Origin of the sequence: Lysobacter sp. CFH 32150 (assembly GCF_022758295.1) — a bacterium.
Classification (GTDB): Bacteria; Pseudomonadota; Gammaproteobacteria; order Xanthomonadales; family Xanthomonadaceae; genus CFH-32150.
The window spans coordinates 349801-375668 of sequence record NZ_JALDWJ010000001.1; the positions used below are offsets into that span (position 1 = coordinate 349801).

Annotated in this window: 23 protein-coding genes; 11 read left to right on the plus strand and 12 right to left on the minus strand. The window is 62.5% G+C overall.

Going from position 1 to position 25868, the window contains the following annotated elements; all coding sequences use genetic code 11:
* Nucleotides 1-52: 52 nt before the first annotated feature.
* Nucleotides 53-418 carry a YciI family protein gene (locus tag MO486_RS01585; protein WP_255745488.1) on the minus strand — a complete coding sequence of 122 codons (366 nt, stop codon included), beginning with the start codon at nucleotides 416-418 and terminating at the stop codon, nucleotides 53-55.
* 124 nt (nucleotides 419-542) lie between these two features.
* Complete coding sequence (locus MO486_RS01590) at nucleotides 543-1217, minus strand: hypothetical protein (RefSeq protein ID WP_242904058.1); 675 nt, start codon at nucleotides 1215-1217, stop codon at nucleotides 543-545.
* Nucleotides 1218-1428: 211 nt separating this feature from the next.
* Between MO486_RS01590 and MO486_RS01595 the strand changes: the two genes are divergently transcribed.
* From MO486_RS01595 to MO486_RS01620, 6 genes are all read left to right on the plus strand, one after another.
* Nucleotides 1429-3309, plus strand: a complete 1881-nt coding sequence (locus tag MO486_RS01595) for a Calx-beta domain-containing protein (RefSeq protein ID WP_242904059.1) — start codon at nucleotides 1429-1431, stop codon at nucleotides 3307-3309.
* Nucleotides 3310-3378: 69 nt separating this feature from the next.
* Nucleotides 3379-5142, plus strand: a complete 1764-nt coding sequence (locus MO486_RS01600) for an endonuclease (RefSeq protein ID WP_242904060.1) — start codon at nucleotides 3379-3381, stop codon at nucleotides 5140-5142.
* A 150-nt stretch (nucleotides 5143-5292) separates the two neighbouring features.
* On the plus strand, nucleotides 5293-6246 hold the full coding sequence (gene pip / locus MO486_RS01605; protein WP_242904062.1) for a prolyl aminopeptidase: 954 nt from the start codon (nucleotides 5293-5295) through the stop codon (nucleotides 6244-6246).
* Between the two features lie 60 nt (nucleotides 6247-6306).
* Nucleotides 6307-7209 carry an alpha/beta hydrolase gene (locus tag MO486_RS01610; protein ID WP_242904064.1) on the plus strand — a complete coding sequence of 301 codons (903 nt, stop codon included), beginning with the start codon at nucleotides 6307-6309 and terminating at the stop codon, nucleotides 7207-7209.
* A 441-nt stretch (nucleotides 7210-7650) separates the two neighbouring features.
* Nucleotides 7651-9279 (plus strand): DUF418 domain-containing protein, encoded by a 1629-nt coding sequence (locus tag MO486_RS01615; RefSeq protein ID WP_242904066.1) that lies wholly within the window; start codon nucleotides 7651-7653, stop codon nucleotides 9277-9279.
* A 49-nt stretch (nucleotides 9280-9328) separates the two neighbouring features.
* Entirely contained in the window at nucleotides 9329-10498 is a 1170-nt protein-coding gene (locus MO486_RS01620) for a DUF418 domain-containing protein (RefSeq protein ID WP_242904067.1), read from the plus strand.
* Nucleotides 10499-10500: 2 nt separating this feature from the next.
* Here MO486_RS01620 and MO486_RS01625 read toward each other — a convergent pair whose 3' ends face one another.
* The 3 genes from MO486_RS01625 to MO486_RS01635 form a co-directional block, all read right to left on the minus strand.
* Nucleotides 10501-11013, minus strand: coding sequence for a DUF1697 domain-containing protein (locus MO486_RS01625; RefSeq protein WP_242904068.1), 513 nt, complete (start codon nucleotides 11011-11013; stop codon nucleotides 10501-10503).
* 71 nt (nucleotides 11014-11084) lie between these two features.
* Entirely contained in the window at nucleotides 11085-12251 is a 1167-nt protein-coding gene (locus MO486_RS01630) for a glycoside hydrolase family 18 protein (RefSeq protein WP_242904069.1), read from the minus strand.
* Nucleotides 12252-12317: 66 nt separating this feature from the next.
* Nucleotides 12318-13529, minus strand: a complete 1212-nt coding sequence (locus tag MO486_RS01635; protein WP_242904070.1) for a serine hydrolase — start codon at nucleotides 13527-13529, stop codon at nucleotides 12318-12320.
* 124 nt (nucleotides 13530-13653) lie between these two features.
* On the opposite strand from MO486_RS01635, the gene MO486_RS01640 reads away from it, so the two are divergent.
* Nucleotides 13654-14316, plus strand: a complete 663-nt coding sequence (locus MO486_RS01640; RefSeq protein WP_242904071.1) for a glutathione S-transferase family protein — start codon at nucleotides 13654-13656, stop codon at nucleotides 14314-14316.
* Nucleotides 14317-14355: 39 nt separating this feature from the next.
* On the opposite strand, the gene MO486_RS01645 is transcribed toward MO486_RS01640, so the two are convergent.
* The gene (locus tag MO486_RS01645; RefSeq protein ID WP_345779190.1) at nucleotides 14356-15228 is read right to left on the minus strand and encodes a helix-turn-helix transcriptional regulator; all 873 of its coding nucleotides are present in this window, start codon (nucleotides 15226-15228) and stop codon (nucleotides 14356-14358) included.
* A 158-nt stretch (nucleotides 15229-15386) separates the two neighbouring features.
* Here MO486_RS01645 and MO486_RS01650 point away from each other — a divergent pair, with 158 nt between their 5' ends.
* From MO486_RS01650 to MO486_RS01660, 3 genes are all read left to right on the plus strand, one after another.
* Nucleotides 15387-16364, plus strand: coding sequence for an alpha/beta hydrolase (locus MO486_RS01650; RefSeq protein WP_242904073.1), 978 nt, complete (start codon nucleotides 15387-15389; stop codon nucleotides 16362-16364).
* Nucleotides 16365-16406: 42 nt separating this feature from the next.
* A complete protein-coding gene (locus tag MO486_RS01655) occupies nucleotides 16407-16823 on the plus strand; it encodes a hypothetical protein (RefSeq protein ID WP_242904075.1) in 417 nt (138 codons plus the stop codon).
* 68 nt (nucleotides 16824-16891) lie between these two features.
* Complete coding sequence (locus MO486_RS01660) at nucleotides 16892-17398, plus strand: hypothetical protein (RefSeq protein WP_242904077.1); 507 nt, start codon at nucleotides 16892-16894, stop codon at nucleotides 17396-17398.
* A 58-nt stretch (nucleotides 17399-17456) separates the two neighbouring features.
* Here MO486_RS01660 and MO486_RS01665 read toward each other — a convergent pair whose 3' ends face one another.
* The 4 genes from MO486_RS01665 to MO486_RS01680 form a co-directional block, all read right to left on the minus strand.
* A complete protein-coding gene (locus MO486_RS01665) occupies nucleotides 17457-18212 on the minus strand; it encodes a hypothetical protein (RefSeq protein ID WP_242904078.1) in 756 nt (251 codons plus the stop codon).
* 140 nt (nucleotides 18213-18352) lie between these two features.
* The gene (locus MO486_RS01670) at nucleotides 18353-18862 is read right to left on the minus strand and encodes an MAPEG family protein (RefSeq protein WP_242904079.1); all 510 of its coding nucleotides are present in this window, start codon (nucleotides 18860-18862) and stop codon (nucleotides 18353-18355) included.
* A 43-nt stretch (nucleotides 18863-18905) separates the two neighbouring features.
* Nucleotides 18906-20546 (minus strand): hypothetical protein, encoded by a 1641-nt coding sequence (locus MO486_RS01675; protein ID WP_242904080.1) that lies wholly within the window; start codon nucleotides 20544-20546, stop codon nucleotides 18906-18908.
* Nucleotides 20547-20627: 81 nt separating this feature from the next.
* The gene (locus MO486_RS01680; RefSeq protein ID WP_242904081.1) at nucleotides 20628-21017 is read right to left on the minus strand and encodes a cupin domain-containing protein; all 390 of its coding nucleotides are present in this window, start codon (nucleotides 21015-21017) and stop codon (nucleotides 20628-20630) included.
* Nucleotides 21018-21095: 78 nt separating this feature from the next.
* Between MO486_RS01680 and MO486_RS01685 the strand changes: the two genes are divergently transcribed.
* Nucleotides 21096-21593, plus strand: a complete 498-nt coding sequence (locus MO486_RS01685; RefSeq protein WP_242904082.1) for an SRPBCC family protein — start codon at nucleotides 21096-21098, stop codon at nucleotides 21591-21593.
* Nucleotides 21594-21618: 25 nt separating this feature from the next.
* Here MO486_RS01685 and MO486_RS01690 read toward each other — a convergent pair whose 3' ends face one another.
* A complete protein-coding gene (locus tag MO486_RS01690) occupies nucleotides 21619-23946 on the minus strand; it encodes an isoamylase (protein WP_242904083.1) in 2328 nt (775 codons plus the stop codon).
* Nucleotides 23947-24186: 240 nt separating this feature from the next.
* Nucleotides 24187-25767, minus strand: a complete 1581-nt coding sequence (locus MO486_RS01695; protein WP_242904085.1) for a PQQ-dependent sugar dehydrogenase — start codon at nucleotides 25765-25767, stop codon at nucleotides 24187-24189.
* Nucleotides 25768-25868 lie beyond the last annotated feature (101 nt).

The following is a 25868-nucleotide window of genomic DNA, read 5'->3' on the forward strand; positions in this document are numbered from 1 at the left end:
CGGTGGGACAATCGCGGTATTTGCCGGTGGGGAGCGACCGCGGATTAGGCCGTCACGACCCGCATCCGAAGTCCGGCCCCTCCAACTGGCGCACTTCGCACTCGACGACCCACTCGTCGCCGTGGACTTTCAGGAAACGCTTCGTCAGTTCGATCGCCTCTTCCTTCGATTTCGCCTCGAGGATCGCGTAGCCGCCGACCACTTCCTTCGTTTCGGTGAAGGGGCCATCCGTCACGGTCGTCTTGCCACCGGAGAGCTTCACCCGCACGCCCTCCGACGTCGGCCGGAGCCCGGCGGTCGAGATCAGCGCGCCGGCCTTCGTCATCTCGTCCATCAGCTTGCCCATGTCGGCCATGAGCTGTTCGCTGACTTCCATGCCAGAGTTCTCGTTGATCCTGACCATCGAAAGAAATCGCATCGTAGTGTTCTCCTTGTCGTGTTTGAGGCCCAGATGGGCCGGACGATTACAGGCTTCTGAAACCTGATCTCATCCAGACGACGAACGGGAAGCGGTCGGATCGACACATCCGGCGATTTTTTTATCAGTCTTCACGCCGCAGGCACAGCCACGCGACGATGGCGCCAAAGATGACGTACACGAGCGGCAGGTAAAGGGTCGAGTAAAGCGCGTCGAATCGCGTACCGAGCACGTATGTGTCCAGCATGCGGAGCAGAAGCCGTACGGCATTCAGGCCAAAAGCAAACTTCGCCAGCCAGTCGAACCGGTTACCTCCAAGGGCCACGCACAGCGCAATGCTTCCCAACACCTGGGCGAGCCCCAAGGGGAAGTACAGCGCGTATTGCACCGACTGGAAGATCGACTGGATCTCCAGCAGGCGTGCCTGCTCGGCCGCGGCCGTGGCTGCCTCGTAGAGGCCGGGCAGCTTGAGGTACACGTAGAACAACTCGACCGATCGCAGTTGCAGTTCCAGCAGGCAGAAGACAAAAAACCCGAGGAACGCCGCCACGGCCGCGAGCGGCTTGCGTTGAAAAACCAGGACGCAGGCGACGAGATAGAGATACGCCAATCCGAAGAAGGAGAGCAGCATCAACGTCGCCCGCGCCAGGTTCAGCGGCAACGGCCCTTGCAACAGTTCCTGCGCCGGCCCATCGGGCGTCGGCAACTGCGAAAACACGAACCACTGGAACGACTGGATCGCGATGTAGAGCACCGCGACGGCGGCGGCTGCAAGGCGGTGCGTCCTCGTCTCGAACATGTCAGTCTCCGTTTGCCTTCAAGCAGACGTCGCAGACTGATGGCATGAACCACACGCGCCACCTGCCAGAGGTCACGCCATGCGTTCACGAGCGACTCCCGCCCTTCCCTGCCACGCAAACTGTGACCCCTGTTTCAGAGCCGGCGCAGCTCAATTGACGGCCCCTGGCCCAAGGTCGACCCTCCAGCCTGACCAGGGCGAAGGGACCTCGATGCGCTGCTCTGCGACATACCTGCTGCTGTTGCTCGGTTCCATGGCGATGACGGCACCGATGGCGATGGCGCAGCAGTGCCCGGCTGCCATCCCCGTGCAAGGCGCGCCGGTGTCCGCACCATTGCCGGTGTTCCCGGCCGACAACTGGTGGAACACCGATATCAGTTCGGCGGCGGTCGATGCCGCCTCGGCCAACTTCATCGCCTTCATCAACAACGGCGGCACACGCCGGCTGCATCCTGATTTCGGTGGTGAAGCGTCGACCGGCAGCACTGAGATCTATGGGTTCCCGTATGCCATCGTCGATGGATCGCAGACCAAGCAGGCCGTGACCTTCGACTATTGGGACGAAAGCGATGGCGTCGACCAGTCGACTGGTGAGGGCGTCCCGTTCTATCCCATTCCCACGCAAGCCATCACCCAGCCGCACTGGATCGAAGGTGGCGCACCCGGCAACGTCGACCAGCGCAGCAGTTCCGATCGCCACTTGCTGATGATCGACTGCACCAACCGCACCCTGTACGAGCTTTACAACGTCTATTACTCCACCGCGGAGCAGCGTTGGTACGCGGGCTCAGGTGCATTCTTCGACATGAATCGCAACGACCGCAGGCCGGAAGGCTGGACATCGGCCGATGCGGCGGGCCTCGCGATTTTTCCAGGGCTGGTCCGTTACGACGAAGCGGCGAACCCGGCGGTGACCGAAATCAACCATGCCTTCCGCGTCACCGTGCGCACAACCAACGGCCACGTCTATCCTGCCTCACATACGGCCGGCGGCACGGCGGGCGCGCTGCCGATGGGCGCAAGGCTGCGCCTGAAGACCAACGTCAACGGTGCCGATCCGGCACTGCGTACCAGCGACCCGGTCGCGCGCAAGATCTTCCGCGCGATGCAGAAGTACGGGTTGATCGTGGCCGACAACGGTTCGGACATGTACATCTCCGGCACCTTCGACGTCCGCTGGGACAACGACAACCTCAACTCGGCGTTCCACACGCTCAGCGCCAGCGACTTCGAAGTCATCGAGCTCGGCTGGAAACCCACTGCGGCGCCGTTGCTCAACGCGGTGAGCGCCTCGCCCAATCCCGTCAACGGCGGCCAACCATCGACCGGCAGCGTCACGCTCGCCACCGCTGCACCCGCTGGCGGAGCAGTGGTCGCACTCGCCAGCGCCAGCGCGTCGTTCACCGTTCCGGCCAGCGTCACCGTGCCACAGGGTGCGACGAGCACGACGTTCACCATCACTACGCTGGCCTCCGGTACCACGGCATCGGGCACGCTCTCGGCTTCCTACGCCGGCATCACCAGGACCACGGTGTTGACCGTCAATGCCGCGCCTCCTCCCACCCTGTCGATCGGCGACGCTGCGATCAGCGAGGGCAACAGCGGCACCAAGTCGCTGGTGTTCACCGTCCGGCTTTCATATCCGTCCACCGCGGCCGTCACCTACACGGCCGCTACTGCGAACGGCACGGCGTTGGCCGGCATCGACTACGCCAGCCGCACGTTGACGGGACAGACCATCGCATCCGGGCAAACCAGCAGGACTTTCGCCGTCGCGATCAACGGCGACCATCGCGTCGAAGCCAACGAAACATTCATCGTCAACCTCAGCGCGGCGACCGGCGCGACCATCCTCGATGGTCAAGCGGAGGGGACGATCCTCGGCGACGACAGGGCTGTCATGTCGACGCCATTGCCTGCCTTGCCGACGGGATCCACCACGATGCCAGGCAATGTCCAGGTCGCGACAGCCGAGGAAGGCAGCGGCGGTGCGTGCGGCTCGATTCGCGGATGCCTCGCACAGATGTCCAAGCGGGGATCGAGGACGTTGCTATGGCTGCGGATGCTCTTCAAACGGGACGAGCCAAAGTAAGCGATGCGACTGCAAGAAACTGACATGAAGCCCGCCTAGACTTCGACGACCTCCCGGGGAGCCCTGCTTATGCCGATGTCGAAGTCGATCCGTCCATCCATCGCCGCCCTGCTGGCCGCGGCCGCACTGGTGCCCGCAATCGCCAGCGCCGAAGTCTTCATCAATGAATTCCATTACGACGACGCCACGGCCGCCGGCGACACCGGCGAGCGCATCGAGATCGTCGCCACCGCCGGTGAAAGCCTCAGCGGTTACCGCATCTATCTCTACAACGGCAGCACGCCATCGGCGGCCACCTACTACGACAATGACCTGGTCCCGACTGGCAGCCTCGTCGCCTGTGGCGGCACGGTCCGCGTCGCGACGCTGAGCTATCCGAGCAACGGCATCCAGAACGGTGCAAACGATGCATTCGCCCTGGTGAATTCGGCCGGCAGCGTCGTGCAGTTCCTGAGCTACGAAGGCGCGGTGACGGCATCCAACGGCCCTGCCGCCGGGCGCACCAGCACCAACCTCGCCGTGTCGGAAACCGGCTCCACGCCGGCCGGCACTTCGCTGCAGCTCGGTGGCAGCGGCAGCAGCTACGCCAACTTCAGCTGGAATGCCTCGGCGACCCAGACCTTCGGCACCTGCAATCGCAACCAGACGTTCAACGCGCCCAACCCGCCGCCAACCGTCACCGGTACCACGCCAGCCGATGGCGCGACCGATGTTCCCGCTGCCAGCGACCTCGGTGTGAGTTTCAGCGAAAACGTGACGCTCAGCAGCGGCGCTTTCGCCCTGCAATGCACGACCTCGGGCGCCGTGCCGCTCACCCACGCAAGCAGCGGCAGCAGCTTCACCATTTCGACCAACACCGCCCTGTACGGCGGCGAGACCTGCGCACTGACGATCACCGCGTCGAAAGTCACCGACAGCGGTGGCGCACACCCGGCACAGAACACCGTCGTCGACTTCACCGTCGCTGCCGGCACCAGCGGTTACTACAGCCACGTCAACGCCAGCAGCGCCAGCCAGCTGCGTTGCTCGCTGCATCAGACCATCCGCGGCCACACCGCCTATCCGTACAGCGGCGGCACCACCAACACCTGGACCATCCTCGAGATCGCCGACGAGGATCCGAACAATGCCGGTCGCATCCTCGACGTCTATCGCAATCGCAGCTACGCCAAGGGCAGCGAGCGCGCGGGCACCGGCACGGGCATCACCTACAACCGCGAGCACACCTGGCCCAACTCGCTGGGCTTCGGCAGTACCACCGGCGACCTCGGCCTGCCGTACTCGCCTTACACCGATACCCACATGTTGTATCTGAGCGATACCGGCTACAACGCCGATCGCGGCAACAAGCCGTATGCGACCTGCACGCAATCGTCGGGCTGCAGTGAACGCGCCACCGAAGCGAACAACGGTTTCGGCGGCGGCAGCGGCACCTATCCAGGCAACGGCAACTGGTTCAAGGGGCCCGATGGCAACAGCGGCTCGTTCGAAACCTGGGGACACCGCAAGGGCGACATCGCGCGCGCCGTGCTGTACATGGCGATCCGCTACGAAGGTGGCCGCGACATCAATACCAACCAGGGCGAGCCCGACCTCGAGCTCACCGACGATCGCAGCAAGATCGTCATCACCTCGGCCTCGCCCGCCTACATGGGTCTACTGTCGACGTTGCTGGCCTGGCACCAGGCCGATCCGCCCGATGCAGCCGAGCGCGAACGCAACGAGGTGATCTACAGCTTTCAGGGCAATCGCAACCCTTTCATCGATCATCCGGAATGGGCGACGAGCGGGTTATTCACCTCAGCGAAGCCAGCAACATGCCAGTTGAATTGAGCTGAGCGCATCAAGTAGAGCGGGGTCTCTGCGAGTGACCCCGTTCTTCTTACCAGGTCAGGCCGATGCCGGCGACCGCTCTTGAGTGTGGACTAGCTGAGACAAGCGGCACAGGAGGTTATGCTCGCGCAAAATCAACGGAACGAATCCATGCGCGAGCTGTATCCCGAGATCGAGCCTTACCGTACGCATCGCATTGCCGTCGACGAGATCCACGACCTCTACGTGGAAGAGTGCGGCAACCCGGATGGCCTGCCCGTGGTCTTTCTGCACGGCGGCCCCGGCGCCGGCCTCTCCGCCTACCATCGCCGCTTCTTCGATCCCGAGCGCTACCGCATCGTGCTGTTCGACCAACGCGGCGCCGGAAAATCCACGCCGCACGCCGAGCTGCGCAACAACACAACGTGGCACCTGGTCGCCGATATCGAAACGATCCGCGAGCACCTCGGCATCGAGCGTTGGGTGGTCTTCGGCGGCTCCTGGGGCTCGACGCTGGCGCTTGCCTACGCGCAGCAACATCCCGAGCGCACGATCGGTCTGGTGCTGCGCGGCATCTTCCTCGCCCGACCACCTGAACTACGTTGGTTCAACGAGCTGGACGGCGGCGCGGCGTGGATTTTTCCGGAGCGCTGGGCCACCTATGAGTCGCATATTCCGATGGAAGAACGCGACAACATGATCGAGGCCTATTGGCGTCGGCTGGACAGCGACGACGAGGCGGTCCGGCTGGCCGCTGCACAAGCCTGGGGCTACTGGGAAGGCGGCAGCACTACCTTGCTGCACGATCCGGCCGAACCAGGCAATTTCGAAGACCCGCAGGTGGCGCTCAGCGTGGCGCGCGCCGAGGCGCATTACTTCCGCCATGGCATGTTCCTGGAGCCCGATCAGCTGCTGCGCGACGTCGAACGCATCCGCCGCATCCCTGCGACCATCGTGCACGGGCGTTACGACATCATCTGCCCGGTGAAAAGCGCGCACGACCTCGCGAGCGCCTGGCCCGAAGCGGACTTCCACATCGTTCTGGCCGGCCATAGCGCGGCCGATCCGGCGATCGTCGATGTCCTGGTGAGCGCCACGGATGCGTTGGCCGATCGTTATTGCTGAGCAAACGAAACAAGATCGCGCCAGCGTGATCCCGTTCTTATTTCCAGGAATTGCACGCCCATGTTGAATTCAACCCCGTTGCAGCATGTCGAAGCAGGCGTTCTCAACGTTGCCTATCGGGACAGTGGCGCATCCGACGGGAAGCCTGTCGTGTTGCTGCATGGATTCCCCTACGACATTCATGCCTATGACGAGGTCACGTCCCTGCTGGTCGCTGCGGGCTGCCGCGTCATCACGCCATACCTCCGAGGGTTTGGCGGCACCCGCTTCTTGAAGCCCGAAACCCTTCGCTCCGGACAACAAGCCGCGCTTGCGCACGACGTCTTGGCCTTGATGGATGCGCTTGGAATCCCGTCGGCCGTCCTTGCGGGTTTCGACTGGGGCGGACGCGCCGCCTGCATCGTGGCGGCCCTCTGGCCAGAACGGGTGCAAGGACTTGTGTCGGATGGCTACAGCATTCAGCAGATCGCCACGTCGGCAGAGCCGCAACCCCCGGACGTCGAATGCCGGTACTGGTACCAGTTCTACTTTCATGGCGAACGAGGACGGGCCGGCCTGACAACCTACCGCCGTGAACTTTGCAAACGCTTGTGGGAGGTATGGTCTCCCCAGTGGCAATTCGATGCGGCGACCTTCGATTGCACCGCGATGGCCTTCGACAATCCCGATTTTGTCGAGGTCGTCATCCACTCCTACCGCCATCGCTTTGGTCTGGTGCCGGGCGACCCCACACTGGAAGCGACAGAGGCTCGACTCGCCTCGTTACCGCCCATTTCGGTACCCACCATCACGCTGCACGGGGCTGCGGACACCGTCACGCCGCCAGCCCTCTCCGAGCATGACCAGCCTTTCTTCACCTCGACCTTCGAAAGTCGAATCATCCCCTCGGCCGGCCACAATCTGCCCCAGGAGGCGCCACACGCCTTTGCGGAGGCTGTGCGAGCACTGGTTCGATCCTCCTAGAAGGCCCCTTAGCTGGCGACTGCAAGCGATCCAATAGTGTGCGTGGGCATTGCGCTGTCGTAGGAGCGGCTTACAGCCGCGAGCTTTCCCCGCATGGCCCCGGTTGATTCAACTTGCCGCGACGGAAGCACTGCGGAGCGTTCGTTGTCACGCATCTGCTTCGGACACTTCAACTTGCGGGCGGACAACCTCTCCGTCGACAACGCAGCACCAACGACGGCTGCCATTGACCAAAGGTCAAGACTCGACGGACTGACGCAATCAAATGCCTGGGCGCCGCGCCGCACATCACGCAGTGCAAATCCGGAATGGCTCCTTCGGGCGCATCTGTTTTGGTTCTCGTTGCAGGCTTCGTCCTTCAGTAACTTTGTTTCCGTTACGTCCAGGCAACTGTGGCCGCTGCTCATCCGCTCAGGCATTGGATAGGACGTCCAGCCCTCGATGATCCGCGTCGGGGCATGGCCAATTTCGGTGCTTCACAAGGATGCGAACATGCGAGAGCCAGCGATCGCTGCCCTGCAGCCACCCACAATCAGCGAGCGCCTCCTGACGCTCGACGTGCTCCGCGGAGTCGCGTTGCTCGGCGTATTCCTGATCAATGTCGAGGATTTCAATCGCGCGTTCTACAGTTTTGGCGCGGGATTGCCAATTGGCGCCAGCGCGATCGATCACGCCGTTGACTGGCTTATCCACACCTTCGTCTTCGGCAAGTTCTGGACGATGTTCTCGATGCTATTCGGGATGGGATTCGCGATCATGTGGTTGCGAGCCAAGGCGGCGGGACGTGAGTTTGTCGCGCCCTATCTGCGTCGCACAGCTGCATTGGCGATCTTCGGTCTGCTGCATGGTGTGTTCATCTGGAGCGGCGACATCCTCCTGAGTTATGCACTTGCAGCGGCAACGCTGCTGCTCGCGCTGCTGGGTCGCGTGTGGCAAGGCCTTGGGCTGTTTACCGTGTTGATGGTCGCCGTGCTGGCGTTGAAGATTCCCGCCACCGGCTTTGTCGCTTTGGTCGTATTCGCAGGGCTGATCGGCCTGTACCTGCGCGGGGAGCGAAGCCTGCGTCTGGCAAGTCGGGATTGGCCGATGATCAGTGTGATAGCCGCTGTCGCTGCGATTCTGTTGCTGCTGGTCGGCAGCATCGGCATGACCTTCATGCCCGTCCTCAAGGCTGCGGCACTCCTGTTGGGTGGCGCGGTGTTGGCGGCAGTTGCGTGGATGGCTTGGCGCTACCGCAATCCTGCCAGCAAGCGTTTGTGGCGCGCTGGTGCCGCGCTGTATCTGATTCCGCTGTTGGGGTTGACGCTTTTCACTGTCGTCCGGGTAGTGGTGCCCGACAAATATCATTCTCAACCTACAGTCGCGCAGCAGCAACAGATCAAAGAAGGAAAATCCGCCTGGCAGGAACGCATCGCAACCGAGACGCGGGTGATGAGTTCTGGAACCTACGCGGAGGCCGTGGAACTACGCTCCAGGCAGTTCCTTGCCTTGGGTGGAAATCCCGCGCAGGTCATATGGTCACTGTCGATGTTCCTGATTGGCGGCTGGTTCGTGCAATCGGGTGTCATCGTCCGGCCATACAGTCATCTGGAGGTATTCCGCAAGCTGGTTCGAGTGGCGTTACCGACCGGCATTGCACTGGCGCTGGCCAGCAGTTGGGTCGCAACGAGCCACATAGCGGGAAAAAACGACACGGCGTGGGGCTTCGCGCAAAGTCTGCGCTTGATGGGCAACCTGCCGATGTCGCTGGGCTACATAGCCATTGTCGTCCTGCTGCTGCAAAAGGACGTCTGGGCTAGGCTGTTGTCGTGGCTGGCACCGGCAGGACAGATGGCACTGACCAATTATCTCGGCCAATCCATCGTCGGCACCTTGTTCTTCTACGGCTATGGGCTCGGCCATTGGGGCATGGCCAGGGCATGGCAGGTGGTGTTCGTATTCGTTGTGTTTGCGCTGCAGGTACTGTTCAGCCGTTGGTGGTTGTCGAAGTTCCGCTACGGGCCGATGGAGTGGTTATGGCGATGGTTCACCTACGCACGACTTCCATCGATGCGTCTCGCTGCGGCGTGAAGGCATCCGTCGGCACAGAAATCCTTCACGATTACTATTTCAAGCAGCCATGACCACGCCACTGACGCAACCCCTACTCCCTCATCAGCGAACTCCCATCATCGATATTCTGCGGGGCTGGGCCTTGCTAGGGGTGGCGATCGGAAACTTCACGGCGTTCTACTACCTGGGATCCGAGCGTGGAAAGGATGCGCTGCCCTCCATGCTGGAGTACGTGACGCAATATCTTTTCTCGGCAAAGTCCTGGACCTTGCTCAGCATCCTGTTTGGCTACGGCTTCAGCGTCCTGATCAAAAGCATCGTCGAGAAAACGGGAAAGCCGGTTTCTTTTTTCCTCAGGCGCATGTTCTGGCTGCTGGCGCTTGCCTTCGTCAACTCCCTCTTCTTCTACGGCGACATCCTTCGGGACTATGCGCTGCTGGGGATACTATTGCTGCTGTTCTATCGGGTCCCGACGAAGACGGTTTTTCGCACAAGCATTCTCCTGATGCTGATCATTCCCTTCGTTTCGGCGTACATACGCAGCCTCGGGATCAGCTACCAGTCCGAAGCCGACGCATTGTTGCCGGCTTTCCAAAGCCAGAACTGGCTGGATATCTTCTGGTTCAACCTGCAGACGACGTTCTTCACCGAGATACTCAACCCGCACTACGCCATCACCGTGCACCTGGTCATGTTCGCGTGCATGCTCCTTGGCGTCGCGGCGCATCGATCCGACTTTCCCCATCGACTGGCCACCCATCCGGATCTGGCCAAACGGATCTTCTGGATCAGCCTGGCCCTGGCCGTAGTGCTGAATGCGGCACTTTGGTACCTGAATGAAGTCGAGGCACCCCTACTCACATATTTCAGGTTCGGGTATTGGGGAATCATCAGCACCATGCTCGCCATCGCCTCCGGTATCTGCTGGCTATACCACTCCGGTCGATTGGGATTCGTGTCGGTGCATTTGCAGTACATGGGCCGCATGACGCTGACGAACTACATGACCCAATGCATCCTGATCGCCCTGATTTTTTCCGGGGCCGGTTTGGGGGTCTTCAACACGATGCCTTACTGGTTCTATCTCCTGCTGGCGATCGGCGTTTATGCCATCCAGGTATTTGTCAGTCGCTGGTGGCTGTCGAACTTCCGATATGGCCCCATCGAGTGGCTCTGGAGGAAGCAGAGTTATGGCTTTGTCGTTTCGTCGATCAAGCGAGAGAAGGCGGCTGTCTAAGGTCACTGCCCCGCCAACTCGACCAGCTTCGCAATGGTGTTGATGTTACGGGCGGTGCCCGTCTTGGCCGCGACGATCTTGAGCTTGGAGTCGGCCATGCCGTCACCGTAGTGCACGTAGATTTCGCGTTTGCCCAGCGCGATTTCTTCGTTCTTACGGCCACTGACAGTTTCCAGCGCATCGCCCGGAGGCGCCTTGTCCAGGAAGATGGCCACAGTCCGATTGGGCGCAGCCTGCGGAAACGGATTGGCGGCGAGCACCGCCGCAAGTTCGTCACCGGTGCGCACCAGCACCCCCACCGGCTTGCCGGCATACCGTTCCAGTTGCGTCTCCAACGCCGCCTTCACTTGTTTCTCCGAAGCGGCACTGTCCAGCAACACGTTGCCGCTGGCGATATAGGTCCGCACCCGCTGGAATCCGGCTGCCTCGCACATGGTGCGCAACTCAGCCATCGGCAGCTTGCCGGTGCCACCCACGTTCACAGCGCGTAATAGAGCGATGTAGGTCTTCTTCATCGGCACATGATCGCAGGGCAAAGGAAAGAAGAGGAAAAACTCAGTTCAAACGAAACCACTTCCCGACGCTTTCAGCGCGCCATGGCCTCCAACAAGTTGTGCTGCTCGTCGTCGCCGGTGAGTTCCCACATGAAGACGCCAAGCAGGCCGCGATCTTTGGCAAGCTGCGCCCGGATGCCGATCGATTTCGGGTCTTCGTAACTGACGAACTTCCGCTCGCCGCGATGGAACAGCCATGGCGTTTGTGCGGCCGGATGCCAATGCTGCTCCCATTGCGGATCGGACAACAGCGTCTCCTTGATGTCGCGCCAATTACCCGGGGCAAACGCCGCGGTGTAGGGCTGGTACAGGCCGCGATTCGCCCCGGATGACACCAGATAGCCTCGGCCATAAAACGGGACGCCCAGCACCAGCTTGTCCGCGGGTACGTCGTGCTGGCGGTAATAGTCGATCGCGCCGGCCACGTTGTTCCAGCGTCGCATCGGCTGTCCGAGCGGATCCTCGGCGACTTCATGCAACGGCGCGTTGAATGAGGACACCATGGTGAATGCGGTGCCCATGTCGTAGGTCATCAGGTTGATGAAGTCGAGCACCTTGGCGAGTTCGCCGAGCTCGTAACTGCGCGCAGGGTCGTAAGGACCCGCCGACTGCATGCGTCCCGCAGGCAGCGCGGCGGTGAGCAGGAATGTTTGTCCGCGCTTCTCGCCGATCCTGCCCAGCTGCCGACGGAACTCGCGCGCCAACAATGTCATGTTGCGCCTGTCCTGCGGACGCGCACCGATCTCCGACGGCCCGCCATAGACCGGGTACTCCCAATCGATGTCGACGCCATCGAAGCTGCCGCGATGGGCGTCGAAGAACAACGCAATGCAGGAATCGACGAAGCGCCGCCTCGATCGCGAGGTCAACGCGGCATCGGAAAATCCACCCGCGGTCCAGCCGCCGATCGAGATCAACGTCCGCAACCGGGGATGCTTGCGCTTGAGCTCGGCAAGTGCGGCGAAGTTCGCGCCCGCGTCGGCGTCCTTGATGACGCAGCGACCCTCTTCGATGGTGGCGAATGCATAGAACAAATGCGTGAGCTTGTCTGCTGGAATCCGCGAGATCGGATAGCGGGTAGCCGCCTGGCCCGGGAAGTAAGCACCGACCACCTTCGCAGCGGATCGGGCGTCATCGGCCGCACGGGCCGGCACGCATGCAGTACTCGCAGCCAGGCCGACCAGGAGCGCAGCGATCATTGGTCGAAACACGCGCATCGCCTTGTGTTGTCGGACTGTTTGCACTCTGCCACAGGTTTTCATCAATCAGTGCTTCCGCGGCAACGATGCATCTACAGCGGTGATGCGATCGGCCAGGATCTCAAACAAGTCTTCCCAATGGCGGTATGGGTCCGACTTGCCGAAGCGCACGAAGATGAGGTCTTTCTCGGGAACGATGTAGATCTTCTGCCCATGGTTTCCGGACGCGAAAAAATGATGGCCGCTGGCGTCTGGATTCACCCACCAGAAGTACTGGTAGTACGGAACAGGATCGGTAGTGGCATCGAGACGGGTGGACTCCTCCACCCATCCGGCCGGGACGAGTTGTGCGCCATTCCAGTTACCGTCATTCAGGAACAACCGCCCGAATTTGGCGAAATCGATCGCGCGCCCATTAATGCCGCTTTCCATTTTCTCGAAACCGTTTTTCTCGCTATCGAGACTCCACGAGCCAGGTGCTTCCATGCCCAACGGCTTCCAGATTCTTTCTTCCAGGTACTTCGCCACCGGCCCACCGGTGACCCGCTCCAACACCAGGCCCAGTAACAGGGGGTGGTAGTTGTTGTAGTTGAACTCTTGTCCGGGCTTGCCGGTAACCGGGCTGGAAATCGCCTGTGCACGCAGGTCGGGCGAATAGTAGGTGCGGGCATCGTCTCCCCAGGGCGTGCCGTTCTCTTCGTATTGGATTCCGGACGCCATAGTCAGCAAGTGCCGCAGGGTGATGTGCTGAAAGCGCGGATCCTTCTGCAACAATTCCGGCACGTATTTCGTCACAGGATCTTCCACGCTACCGATGCGTCCTTCCGCAATGGCGATGCCTACGAGCGCAGAAACAAAGGACTTCGCCGTAGAGAAAGAAGTCACGGTGGAGTCGTGGCCGTAACCGTTGAAATACTTTTCGTAAAGCAAGGTGTCATGGTGGATGACCAGGAATGCAACGGTATCGTTTTGCTCGAGGAACTCATCCAGGCCTTGCCCGCTGGTTTTTCCACCGTGCGTGGATGTGACCGTCGCGAAGGCCTGGGCGTAACGCTGGCGGATGGCTGCCGAAGGTTGCTTGAAATCGAACCGCGGTGCGGCATTGGCGACCTTGCGCATCGGAAAGCGTTCGTAGTCGTCGATATCGGAATCCATCCACGCAACGGCACGCGCCCACTGCGAGTTGGTGGTGAACAAGTGCGCGCCAAGCCAGACAAGAGCAAACACGCCGGCCAGGATGAGCAAGGTGTAGAGGATTTTCCTGGCCGGCTTTTTCATGCGGGTTGGTCTTCCAGTGACGAGGGCTTCATGGCGCGCTCCCGCATCCTACATTTCCTACCCGGGGTGTCGATCCAGCGAGCGCCCGTTCGTCGTACCTGAGACAACAACCGCAAGGACTCCGATGCCCACCCCCGCACCCAGGCTCTACGCCCATCCCTTCTCCTCCTACTGCCAGAAGGCGCTGATCGCGTTGTACGAGAACCGCACGCCTTTCGAGTACCGCATGGTTGAAGACCCCGGCGCCATGGAAGAGTTGACGGCGCTGTGGCCGATGAAGCGCTTTCCCGTGCTCGTGGACGCTGGGCGCACGGTTTTCGAGGCCACCAGCATCATCGAGCACCTGGACGTCCACCACCCCGGCCCGGTGCGGCTCATTCCCGAGGACGCAAGCGTGGCAGTGGAAGTGCGAATGATGGACCGCTTCTTCGACAATTACGTGTCCACGCCGCAGCAGAAGGTCGTGTTCGACTACATCCGCCCGGAAGCCGTCCGCGATCCGCATGGTGTGGCCGAAGCACGCGCGATGCTCGATACCGCCTACGCATGGCTCGACAAGACGATGGCCGGCCGCGAATGGGCCGCGGGCGAGAGCTTCAGCCTCGCCGACTGCGGGGCTGCGCCATTCCTGTTCTATGCCGACTGGACACATCCGATCGACGCGGCATTCGCCAACGTCATCGCGTACCGGCAGCGATTATTGGCGCGCCCATCCTTCGCCCGCGCCGTCGACGAGGCACGACCGTTCCGCAAATACTTTCCGCTCGGTGCGCCGGATCGGGACTGAGTGGAAGGAAGCCAGGGCAATAGCGAAAGCGATGCGGTTCTACGCGCTGACAAGCCCTTCAACCCGATGCTGCACGGCGCTTGAAGCGTCGCGCAGCTCGCGGCAGAACGCCGCCGTGACATCGTCCATCGGGAAGCAGCATTCGATGTGCTGGTCCTCGAGATTGACATCCCGCGCGAAGCCGAATGTGGTGAAGGTCGAGAAAAAACGCAGTTCCCGGCCATTCTTTCGAAACACCGTGGTCAACAGCGGCGATGGCGGCACGTCGAGATCGCGTGTGCGCCACTGCGGGGGCACCCCGGGATAGGCCAGCGCTTCGTCGAGCAGGGCGCGTGGCACCGGGTCTGAAGGCGTCGCCGCCACCGCCCAGTGCAAGTGCCTGATCAACTCGCCGGCCAGTTCCTCCCAGTTTGCGACTCCCGCACGCATATCGTCGGGATCGAAGACCTGGTGGATGATGTTCCGGTGTGCGCTGGGGCGACCGTCCATGATGAAGGCGCCAATCCGCTCCGCACCACGATTGGCCATCTGCACATTCCAATGCCGGTCGACCACGAACGCCGGATAGGGCTCGTGCTGCTCCAGGATGTAGTCGATGGCGCGCCGGATGCCGGCATGCTCAAGGGCGGTCAGCGCGATCTCTGGATACTCCGGCGCAAAACCTGCGGCGGTCAGCAGCGTGTTGCGCTCCTGCAAGGGCATGTCCAGCGCATCGGCGAACCGTAGCAGCATGTTGCGGCTGGGTTGCGCCTTGCCGGTTTCGACGTAGCTCAGGTGGCGGGCCGACACGCCGGCGTTGAGCGCAAAGTCCAATTGGCTCCAGCGCCGCGCCGCACGCCACTCCCGCAGCAGTGCGCCTACATGGGCGCTCGGTTTCGGTGATCTTGGCGAACGGGACGGGAGAGAGATCACGCATCAATTGTATGGATGGCCATCGATGCATGACACATGACCTGTGGCACATAGCCTTCGAAATCATCGGGATATGACGTGGGACGTTATTGCCCGCATTCTTTCCACCCGCCCATGCTTCTCGCCGTCGAAACGCTTCTACTACCGAGGAGATGGGCATGCAGCGCAGACAGTTCATGGGCATGGCGGCCGGCGCGTTGGCTGCCGGAGTACTGGGCGGCTACGCCACCCGCGCGGCCGCAGGCAACAGCGCGGCCGCCGGGGCAAGCATGCCGCTGGACGTCGCACAATTTCGCACCTTGCGGCGTTTCGCGAAGACCCGCTTTGGCGATATCGCGTACGTCGAACGCGGAACAGGCCCGGCCGCGCTGTTCCTGCACGCACATCCGCTCAACGGTTTCCAATGGCGCGGCGCGCTCGATCGCCTGTCGGAGCATCGTCGATGCATCGCGCCCGACTTCCTGGGGCTGGGGTACACGCGCGTCGCCGAGGAACAGGGCGTCGCCCCCGCTGCGCAGGCTGCGATGCTGATGGCGCTGCTGGACAAGCTCGGCATCCCCACCGTCGACATCGTTGCCAACGATAGTGGCGACGCCGTGGCACAGCTTCTCGCCGCCCGGCATCCGCAGCGCGTGCGGACCCTGTTGCTGACCAATGGCGACGAGGAGCACGACAGCCCGCCGCCCACCCTGAAGCCGCTCCTCGCTCTGGCGCGTGCGGGAAAATCCACCGACGTCTTTCCTGGCTGGCTGGCGGACAAGGCCTCCGCCCGCGTTGGCTTTGGCGGTGCTGTCTATGCCGATCCCGCGATCCTCACCGACGAAGCGATCGATTACTACTTCTCGCCGTTGATCAGCTCGCTTGCACAAAGGGCGTTGGTGGATGCGACCTTGGTCGGCTTCGAGCCCAACCCGCTGGCAGGCATCGGGCCAGCGCTGAAGCGCTGCAAGGCGCCAACCCGGATCGTATGGGGCATGGCCGATACGATCTTTTCGCCGGATAGTCCAGATCGGCTGGATCGCAGTTTCGGCAATTCGCGCGGCGTGCGGCGGCTGGCCAACAGCAAGGCATTCTGGCCCGAGGAGCTTCCGGATGTGATCGCGGAGGAAGCAAGGCAACTGTGGGATGTCGCTTGATGATGCATTCTGGTTCAAGCACGAGCATTAGCGGGCGAAGACATGGCAGCCAGGCACCCTGCTCCACCTCAGGCGTTCATCGACAAACTCAGGCTCGTGTGCCTCGACTTGCCGGAAGTCTGCGAGGAGTCTGCATGGACTGGTACGCGCTGGTCCATCAGCAAGAAGAATTTTGCGCATGTCGTGATGATCGATGCGGGCTGGCCACCGGCGTACGCCCGGGTTGCCAAGTCCACAGGACCACTCTGCGTGCTGACCTTCCGATCGCCGCGCCCCGCCGGTGACACGCCCCGTTTCGCGCGGCCGCCCTATTTCCTGCCGGGCTGGTGGCCGAATATCGTCGGCATGGTGCTCAACGCTGACACCGATTGGGACGAGGTCGAAAAGCTGATTGTCGCAAGCTATTGCGTGTTGGCTCCGAAGAAGCTGGGCGACTGGGTGATTGCCACTCGCGGTTGATCCTCGGGTTGTGTCCGCGGCGGAACCAGCGCAGGCTTTGCCCACCGGGACCCAAGGGAGCGCACGACATGCTGTCGGGAATGACGCCGTTCACGCTGTTCCATGTGGCATTGAGCCTGGTCGGCATCGTCGCCGGGCTGGTGGTGGTGAAAGGCCTGCTGCAATCGCAGCGCCTGCCGGGCTGGACCGCAGCATTCCTCTCCACCACGTTGGCCACCACGGTCACAGGATTCTTGTTCCCGTTCCATGGCTTCACTCCCGCACTGGGTGTCGGCGTTGTATCCGCCGCAGTACTCGCCCTGACCCTGATCGCCCTGTACGAACGACACCTCGCCGGCTCGTGGCGCTGGATCTACGTGGTGGGCGCGGTGGTATCGCTGTACCTCAACGTGTTCGTGCTGATCGTCCAGTCGTTCACCAAAGTGCCGGCACTGCACGTACTGGCACCGACGCAGCAGGAACCGCCGTTCGCCATCGTGCAGGGCGTAGTGTTGTTGCTGTTTGTGGCACTGGGCGTCCTCGCAGTACGTCGGTTCCGGCCCACTTCTCAGAGAGCGCAAGCCGCAACCGCTTAAGTCCGCCTTGCGCGATTACGCAGTGCCGATCAGTTCGGCACTGCGCATGGTGCCGCTCTCAGAACGTCACCTGCAAAGCCCCGACATGAAGCACCGTGCCTTGTCGTGGGTAGCGGGGATCGTCGCTGCGATATTCGCCATCGCCCAACGGATACGCACCCTCGGGCGGATCGGCGTCGTGCGCCAGCGACACGGCGCGGAACACGGGGTCGCCTTCGCGCTGCGCCAGGCGTCCCTGGTGCCAGTCGCCCACCGTGCCGCCGTAATCCCAGTCCAGGCCACTGAATGTGATGGGTTTGCCGTTCAATGCGACCAGTGCGTCGAGCGTCATGCCCAGCCGCACACCGTTGTCCAGGTGCCAGCGCGAGTCCTTGCCGGACACGCGCATCGTCGCCAGGCCGCGCAGTTCCGCTTCGTCGCGCAGGAACAGTTCCGCACGGCGCTTCGGGTCATCGGCAAACAGAACGATGCCCTGTCCGGTTGCGCCCTCGGCACCGTCGATCTGAGTCACCTGGACGTGAGCCGCACCGAACCTCGTGCGGAGATCGTCGAGCGTCACCGACCCGTGGAAGAACCCAGGCAACACATAGGTTTGATCCGATGCCAGGTCCGCTGGGGTCGCATCCTGATCGTACTCGACGCCGGCCAGCGACGCGGAGCTAGAAGCGTCGAGCACTTCCTCATCCGGTTGAACCGGGGCAGTTGCGGCAGCAGGTGGATCGACGGATGACGCCTTGTCGGGCGTGCAGGCCGAAAGCATCACTGTGGCGACTACGCACGCTGGCAAGCCAGAACGGATGATGTGCAGCGTCATGTGCTGTCCTTGTACTGGTGTTGTCATCGAGCGAAACACGTTGATCATGCAGCCATGAAGTGATGGCATCTCAAGACCGTATACGTATTTGCGCAGTAGAAGCAGCCATTCGCGATCGAACCGATGCGATCCGAGTGGGATCAGTGCCCCAACGCCGCCACTAGCGTCCAACAGGTCATGAAGACCAGGATCAGTGAGCCCACGGACCAGAACGTGGCGCGGGTTTCGTGGTTGCGGGCCGTGAGATACGCGGCGAAATGCAGCAGGCGCGACACCACGTAGCCGTAAAGCAGCACGCGCGCCAGCAACAGCGATGGGTCGGTCAGAACGAACAGGAACCCGGCGGCGAGGAAGAAAGGCAGGCTCTCGAGGTCGTTCTGCTGGATGCGGCGGATGCGTTCGACGCGATCGTCGGGTGCGAGTTGCTCCGGCTTCGGGTCCGGATTGAACGGTGTCTTGCGCAGGTCCTCCGGAGCGCGGAAGCCGCCTTTCACCTGGATCATGCGCGCGACGGTCAGCCAGGACATGCTCACCGCCTTGAGGATCATCAGCGATGCCGCGATGACGTAAGTGGCAAACAAAGGGTTCTGCAGGTTCAGCTTGTCCATGGTTTCGATCCCGGAGTCGGCTTCGATGTGGCGGATGGACACGTGATCGCCGGGTCGGGAGCAGCATCGTCGGCCCGATGCGCATTCACTGCGGAAATCCGATCTTGCGCACGAGTGCGGTGTAACGCGGATCGTCCTTGATTCGATCCAGCAGCAGATCGCCGCGGATTCTCGCAATGCCAGTGTCGCGCTCCGCACAGGCGCGCTCCAGCCATTCGAAGGCCGCATCCTTGTCGCCACGCCATGCATGCACCTGGGCAATCTGGAACAGGAAGCCGGTGGCGTATTTCGATTCGAGTTCGGCGAGTGCGGCCTGCGATTCGCGCTCGTGGCCCAGCGTGTACTCGGCCATGGCGATGCCGGACTGGCTGAATGCAGCGCCGGCCAGGCGGAAATGCGCCAGTGCCTCTTTGGTCCGGCCCTGCACGAGTTCCAGGCAACCAAATTCGTGGCGGGTGAAACTCGAGTCCGGACTGATCTCCAGCGCGCGCTCGAATCCGACGCGGCCTTCGTCGGCACATCCGAGTCGCCCGAGGACCGCGCCCCACAACATCCACGCCAGCCACGACAGCGGATCGGCATCGATCGCCCGGCGGAGTGTCGCGACCGCCTCGTCGGTACGCTGCAGGTTGTTCAGCACCAGCGCATGCATGATCAGCACGTCGGACTTGTTCGGCTCGAGCGCCAACGCCTTCTGGAAATCCGCCTCGGCGCCGTTCCAGTCCCAGAACTGGGCCATGCGCAGGCGCCCGCGGATCACATAACCGTCGGCAAGGTCGGGCGCCAACGTAATCGCCCTCTCCGCCGTAGCCAGCGCTTCGAGCTTGCCAGCCGACCGCGCAGCCGCGCCCGGAGCGAAATCGGCGACGGCGCTTTGCGCGCTGGCGAGCGCCGCCTGCGCCGCGCCATAGCCCGGATCGAGCGCAGTGGCGCGTTCGAACGCGACGAGGGCACGCTGGTAGTCGTCGTAGCGTCCACGGCGAAAGACATTCTGCCCCAGCAGGTACTGGTCGTAGGCTTCGGTGTTGCCGGTGCGATGCGCGTTGGTCACCTGCTGGCTTGATAGCAGCTTCACCTTGAGCGCTGCGACCACGGCGTTGGCGATCCCGTCCTGCACCTGGAACACGTCGACCAGCTCGCGGTCGTAGGTCTGCGACCACAGATGCGAACTGTCGACGGCACGGATCAACTGGGCGGTGATGCGCAAGGTGTTACCGGATTTGCGTACGCTGCCCTCGAGCACGGTAGCGACGTTCAGCGCCCTGGCGATCGTCGCGACGTCGGCGGCCTTGCCCTTGAACGAGAATGACGAGGTGCGCGCGATCACCCGCAGCTGCGGCAATTGCGCGAGCAGATTCAGCAGCTCCTCGGACAGCCCGTCGGAAAAATATTCCTGGTCCTGGTCCTCGCTCATGTCGACGAACGGCAAGACCGCGATCGACTGGTCGGTGGCGATCGAACCGACAAACTTCTTCGATTCGGAGCGATCGTTTTCGATTTCGCGTCGCCAGCCGCGCGGCGTCCACTCGTAGAACCACGACAGGACCAACGCGAACGGGAATCCGATCACCACCGCGGCGATCACCAGTCGCACCACCCAGCCGGGGACGTCGTAGAACGGCAAGACCTGCGTAGCGACCTGCACCAGCAGCCAGCCGGCCGCCAGGTAAAAGGCCATCGCGCCGAAGACGTTGCGGCGTTTGAGCTCGGCGAAAAATGATCGCATCCGCCCTCCCCTGGCCTCGGTGGCTACCGAGTCATCATAAATGACGGCTGATCAACACAGCAGCGGTCAAGGACCACCGCTTCAGCTCCTAAATGGCAACGGCTCGCCATCGAGGTCCTCGTATGCCGCCTGCTTGAATCGCGGCGAGCAGATGGCGAGGAAGACCAGATCCCCTTGGCCGATGTTGGCGATCCGTTGCGGGCACGCCGGTGGAATGAGTACTACATCGCCCACGCTCACCTCCTGCGGCAGAAGGCTGCCGACCTCGACGCGGCCCCTGCCCTCGATGATGACGTAACGCTCCGTTGTACCCACCAGCCGGTGCCACCGCGTGGTCACACTTGGCGCGACGCGCGCCCTGGCGATCGATACCTCCGGGTCATCCGGCGTGTTGGACAACTCGATGATGTAGCACTGCTCGGGTGTGTAGAACTCCGCCCCGGCATCGATGCTTCTGATGGTTTCCTTCATTCACCCTCCAGCCGTCTGTTCCCACCACTCGTGCGTCACGTGGACGGGAGTATGGTCGGCGCTTCCTGGAGGTGCATGATGACCGACAACACCGATCGCATCGAGAAACAAACCCTGCTGCATGCCCCGCGTGTACGCGTCTGGCAGGCCATCAGCGAGCCGGCACGATTCGGCCACTGGTTTGGCGTCCAGTTCGACGATGACCGTTTCATCCCGGGTGGCCACATCACCGGCACCATCGAGCCGACACTTGTGGACCCCGAGATCGCCAGGATGCAGGAGCCCTACCGCGGCACCGCGTTCAATGTCGACGTCGAACGGATCGTGCCGCTGAACCTGTTGTCGTTCCGCTGGCATCCCGGTGCGGCCGATCCGAAGTTCGACTACTCGCAGGAGCCCACCACCCTGGTCGAGTTCGGACTGGAGGACGCCCCCGACGGCACGCTGCTTACCATCACCGAGTCCGGCTTCGACCAGCTCCCGCCCGCGCGTCGCGCCGAGGCCTACGCCTCCAACGAGGGTGGCTGGCAGGCGCAGCTCAAGCTGATCGACAAGTACCTGGCGAAGGCTGCGTAGCAGGCGTGGCGCCTGCTCCGGTTGCTCACTTGGCGATCAACAGCAACAACGAGCGGCCCTGCACGCCATAGATCGTGTACTCGCCTCCGATCAACGCTTCGGAGCCGGGGACGACGACCGTGTCCGGACCTTCGTTCCAGGTAGCCGTGTCGGTCACGCGGTACCACTGCTTGCCGGCGCCGGGCCAGGGCAAGGTGAAGTTCACGTTGCCGGACCATCCGTTGTAGGCCACGTAGATCGCGCTGGCGGAATCGCCGAGCTCGCTGCCGTCGATGCGCCACGCGATGGCGTGGTTGTTCGCGTTGGTGAAGTAGGCAGTGTCGGCCTGCGCACCGTCGGGTTTGAACCAGCGCAGCTGCTCCATCACGTTGCCGTTGTTGTCGGCGCCCGAGTAGAAGTTCGCCGGGCGCAGCGCCGGATGCGCCTTGCGGAACGCGATCAGGCGTTGGGTGTAGGTCTCATGGTTGGCCTCGATGGTGTCGCGGGTCCAGAAGAGCCAGTTGGCGGGCGAATCCAGGTTGTAGACGTTGTTGTTGCCGAACTGCGTGCGCAGCGCTTCGTCGCCGCCGGTGATCATCGGGATGCCGGCACTCAGCATCAGGAACGCCAGGCCCGTGCGCGCGGCCTTGCGTTGGTCGACGACAACGCCGCCCTGGTCCCAGCTGATGTTGTTGTCCTCGCCACCATCGGACGGTCCGTAAGGCCACGGCTGGTTGTTCTGCTTGGTGTTGTAGGCATACAGGTCATTCAAGGTGAAGCCATCGTGCGCGACCATGAAGTTGACCGAGTGCCACGGCTTGCGGCCGTCGTCGCCGTAAAGATCCGAAGACCCGGCGAAACGGTTGGCGAGCTCCGCTGGCGGCACCGCCTCCACGCCCATCTTGTTCTGCTTCTTGCGCAGCGAGTCGCGATAGATGCCGTTCCACTCGGCCCACCCGGAGGGGAAACCACCCACCTGGTACGAGTTGCCGCCGATCGCCCACGGCTCGGCGATCAGGTCGATGCCCGAGCCGCCACCTGCAGCGCGCGGCGGCAGTTCGGCCACGATGCGGTTAAGCGCATTGCCGGAATCCATCTTGTCGAAGTTGAAGCAGCCGTGCTGGCAGGTGTTGCCCAGCACCGATGCCAGGTCGAAGCGGAACCCGTCGACGCCGAGGGTGTCGCGCCAGTAGGCGAGCGAATCGACGATCAGGTTCTGCGCGATGGAATTGCGGGTGTTGTAGTTGCCGCCGACGCCGGTGTTGTCCCACGAGTACTGGAGGTCGTTGGTGAGCGAGTAATAGGTCGGGTTGTCGAGGCCGCGCCATGACAACAGGTTGTACACCGTGAGGCCATCGGTACCGCCCCACGCCCCGCCTTCGCCGGAGTGGTTGTAGACCACGTCGATGTAGACCTTGATGCCGACATCATGGAAGGCCTTCACCATCGCCTTCCATTCACGGGTGGGTCCGCCAGGCGTCTTGTCCGACGAATAGCGGCGGTCAGGTGCGAAGTAGTTCAGCGTCATGTAGCCCCAGTAGTTGTCTCCGGTGGTGGAGGTCGGGTCGACGTCGTTGGTGTCGTTCTGGGTTTCCTGCACCGGCAGGAACTCGACCGCGGTGATACCGAGGCTGGCGAGGTACGGCGCCTTGAGTGCGGCGCCGGCATAGGTGCCGCGCAACGACGACGCCATCGCGGTGTCATCCTTGGTCAGGCCGCGCACATGCACTTCGTACACCACGTCGTCCTTCAGCGCGCGCGTGGGCTTGGTGCCGTTGGAGGTGGTGATCGGCGCCAGCACGATGCCCTTGGGCGCACACGTGCCGCTGTTCTTGTTGCGATGCGTCGCACCGCTGGCGTAGATCGTGCCGTCGGCGCAGGCCGCGGTGTTCGGATCCTGGCTGATCTCAACCGCGTACGGATCGATCAGCAGTTTGTTCGGGTTGAAGCGATTGCCGCTGGCGTCGATGTCGGTGATGAAGCCGATGCCGCTGCCTTTGGTCCAGGTGCTGTTGTACGGCCAGTTCGGGCCCCAGGCGCGATAACCGTAGTAGACGGTGCCGGTGATGCCGTAGGTGTTCTGGAGCGTCGCCACCGATGCGGTCTTCGACCAGACGTTGGTGGCGGCGTCCTTGGTCAGCACGTAGCGCACCAGCTCCTGCGCGCCTGAGGGCGTCTTGTAGATCCATACCTCGATGCGCGTGGCGCGCGAGGAATAGACCCGAAAGGTGATGTTGCTCTGGGTCCCGTCGTACTTCGCCCCGAGGTTCTGGGCATTGATCGCCGCCCGCACGGCAGGCGCCGGCGCGAACAGGAACACGAACACCAGCAACAGGCCACCCACACTGCCGAACAGACGCATCAGGTCTCGCATCGCAGCACTCCCTGGAAGTCGAACGCGCGCAACACCCCCTGCGCCGACGCACTATGCCCCGGTGTGCAGGTGCACCATTCGGGAAAGCGCACCTATGCATTCGTATTCATTGTGATCGGTAGCAACAATCACTGCAGTCCCGCAGGGCGGGCTCAAGCGCTGTCGCAGGGCGCCATCCCGAAGGAAGTTCCTCGGGATGGCGCCCCACGCTGCGACTCGTCCTACGAGCCAGGAAGCGGCTTACTTGTTTCTGAAGATCTCGTAGACATTCCCGTCGGCAAGCGACACCACGAAAAGATTTCCGTTCGGACCGGTCTGGATGTCGGTGACGATGCCGAAGTTGATTCCGAAAAGAAGGGTCTCGCCCTCGCCGATGTCATGGAATGTGGCGTTGTCCATGACGCGATCCTCCAGTAGTGGGTCGTCCACCGCTATCTTTCGGCGATTACCCGTCAGGTTGAACCGGAACAGCGGCCCGCCGAGCGTGTCGAATGTGGAAAAACCGACGAACAGATCGTCCCGATACTGTGGGCCGAGGGCCGCGCTGTTCAGGAATCCGATGCCCGCCGGTGCGAGTACGTACTTCCAGGAAAACTCGGGCGCGCTGTAATGCGAGCCGGGCACCACGAAGAGTCGCGAAAGTGCCTCGGCCCCGGAATCTGCGATCCGCTCCGGGCCCCAACGGAACTGCTGCAGGTTCGGGAAATCCTCGTGGTGGAGCGATGTGGTTTCGATCTGCTTGTAGTCGCCGACGCGGCCTGGAGGACCCATGATCTGGATCCAGCCGGAGTTCATACCCGGCTCGACCAGGTTCAACTCGTCGAACGCGTCTTCACCGTTCTCCTGGTCCCAGAGGTGGCCGGAAACAGGATCGAACGCCATGCCGAATCCGTTGCGCAAGCCGTAGGCAAACGTCTTCTGGATGTTGGCGCCGACCTCGCCGCCCATCGCCGCGCCTGCCGCGAAGAAGGGGTTGTCGCTTGGCGTGGTGCCGTCGTCGTTCAAGCGGATGATCGCGCCTGTGAAGTGTGCGTCGTCCGGCGCTGGCCCACCGAACTGATCGTCGGGAACGGTCGGACCGAGGCCCGTGAGCGTCGGGCCCGAAGGCAAGTTCTGGAGCTGGCCGCGACGACCGACGTCACCGAACTGGATGTAGAGCTTGCCGTCGGGACCGAAACGGATCACGCCACCATCGTGGTTTGCGCGCGGCGGCTGCGTCTCGTCTCCCTGGCCTGCAGGCAAGGGCGCGCTGTCGTTCTGGAACGAACGCAGTTTGATCAGGTTCGTGTCGAACGTGAGCGTCGTCCCGTCCCAGACGAACCGGTCCACGCGATTGCCGAGCAATGGCGCGGCGAGAACCTCATCCGTGTCGGCGCCAAGCTCAGGCACGCCGGGACACTCGGTGGTCGTCGGAAAGAAGGGATTCTCCGCAGGCGGCGGTGCGGCGCGGCAACTCCAGAAGAGATAGACGAAATGGTTCGTCGCGAACTGCGGATGCAATGCGATGCCGAGCAGGCCTCGCTCCGAAGCGTTGTTGACCGCAAGATCCAGGACGGTCGAGTTCACGACGCCATTGACGACGCGCTTCACCTGCCCGGTGTTCTTTTCGATGACCAGCCAGTCCTCCGTCCCGAGGAAGGCGATGCCGATGGGCGTCGTCAGTCCTTCAACGGCCGTCCGCACCGACAGATTCTGGTCGACGAGCTCGGGGGCGGGCACCTGGGCATGCAAGGACCCCCCTGCGAGGAGGATCGCAAGAGCGCAAGCATGGAGAGAAGCGATTTTGACCGCGGAACGCGGTCGAGACAGACCGATGTTCATAGGTTCACCTCAGCACGATGCTGGAACTTGAGCTGCGACAAGTCGCAGAGTGCGGCAGTCGGGTTTCGCACGACGACTCGCGCACATGACGTGAATGCATG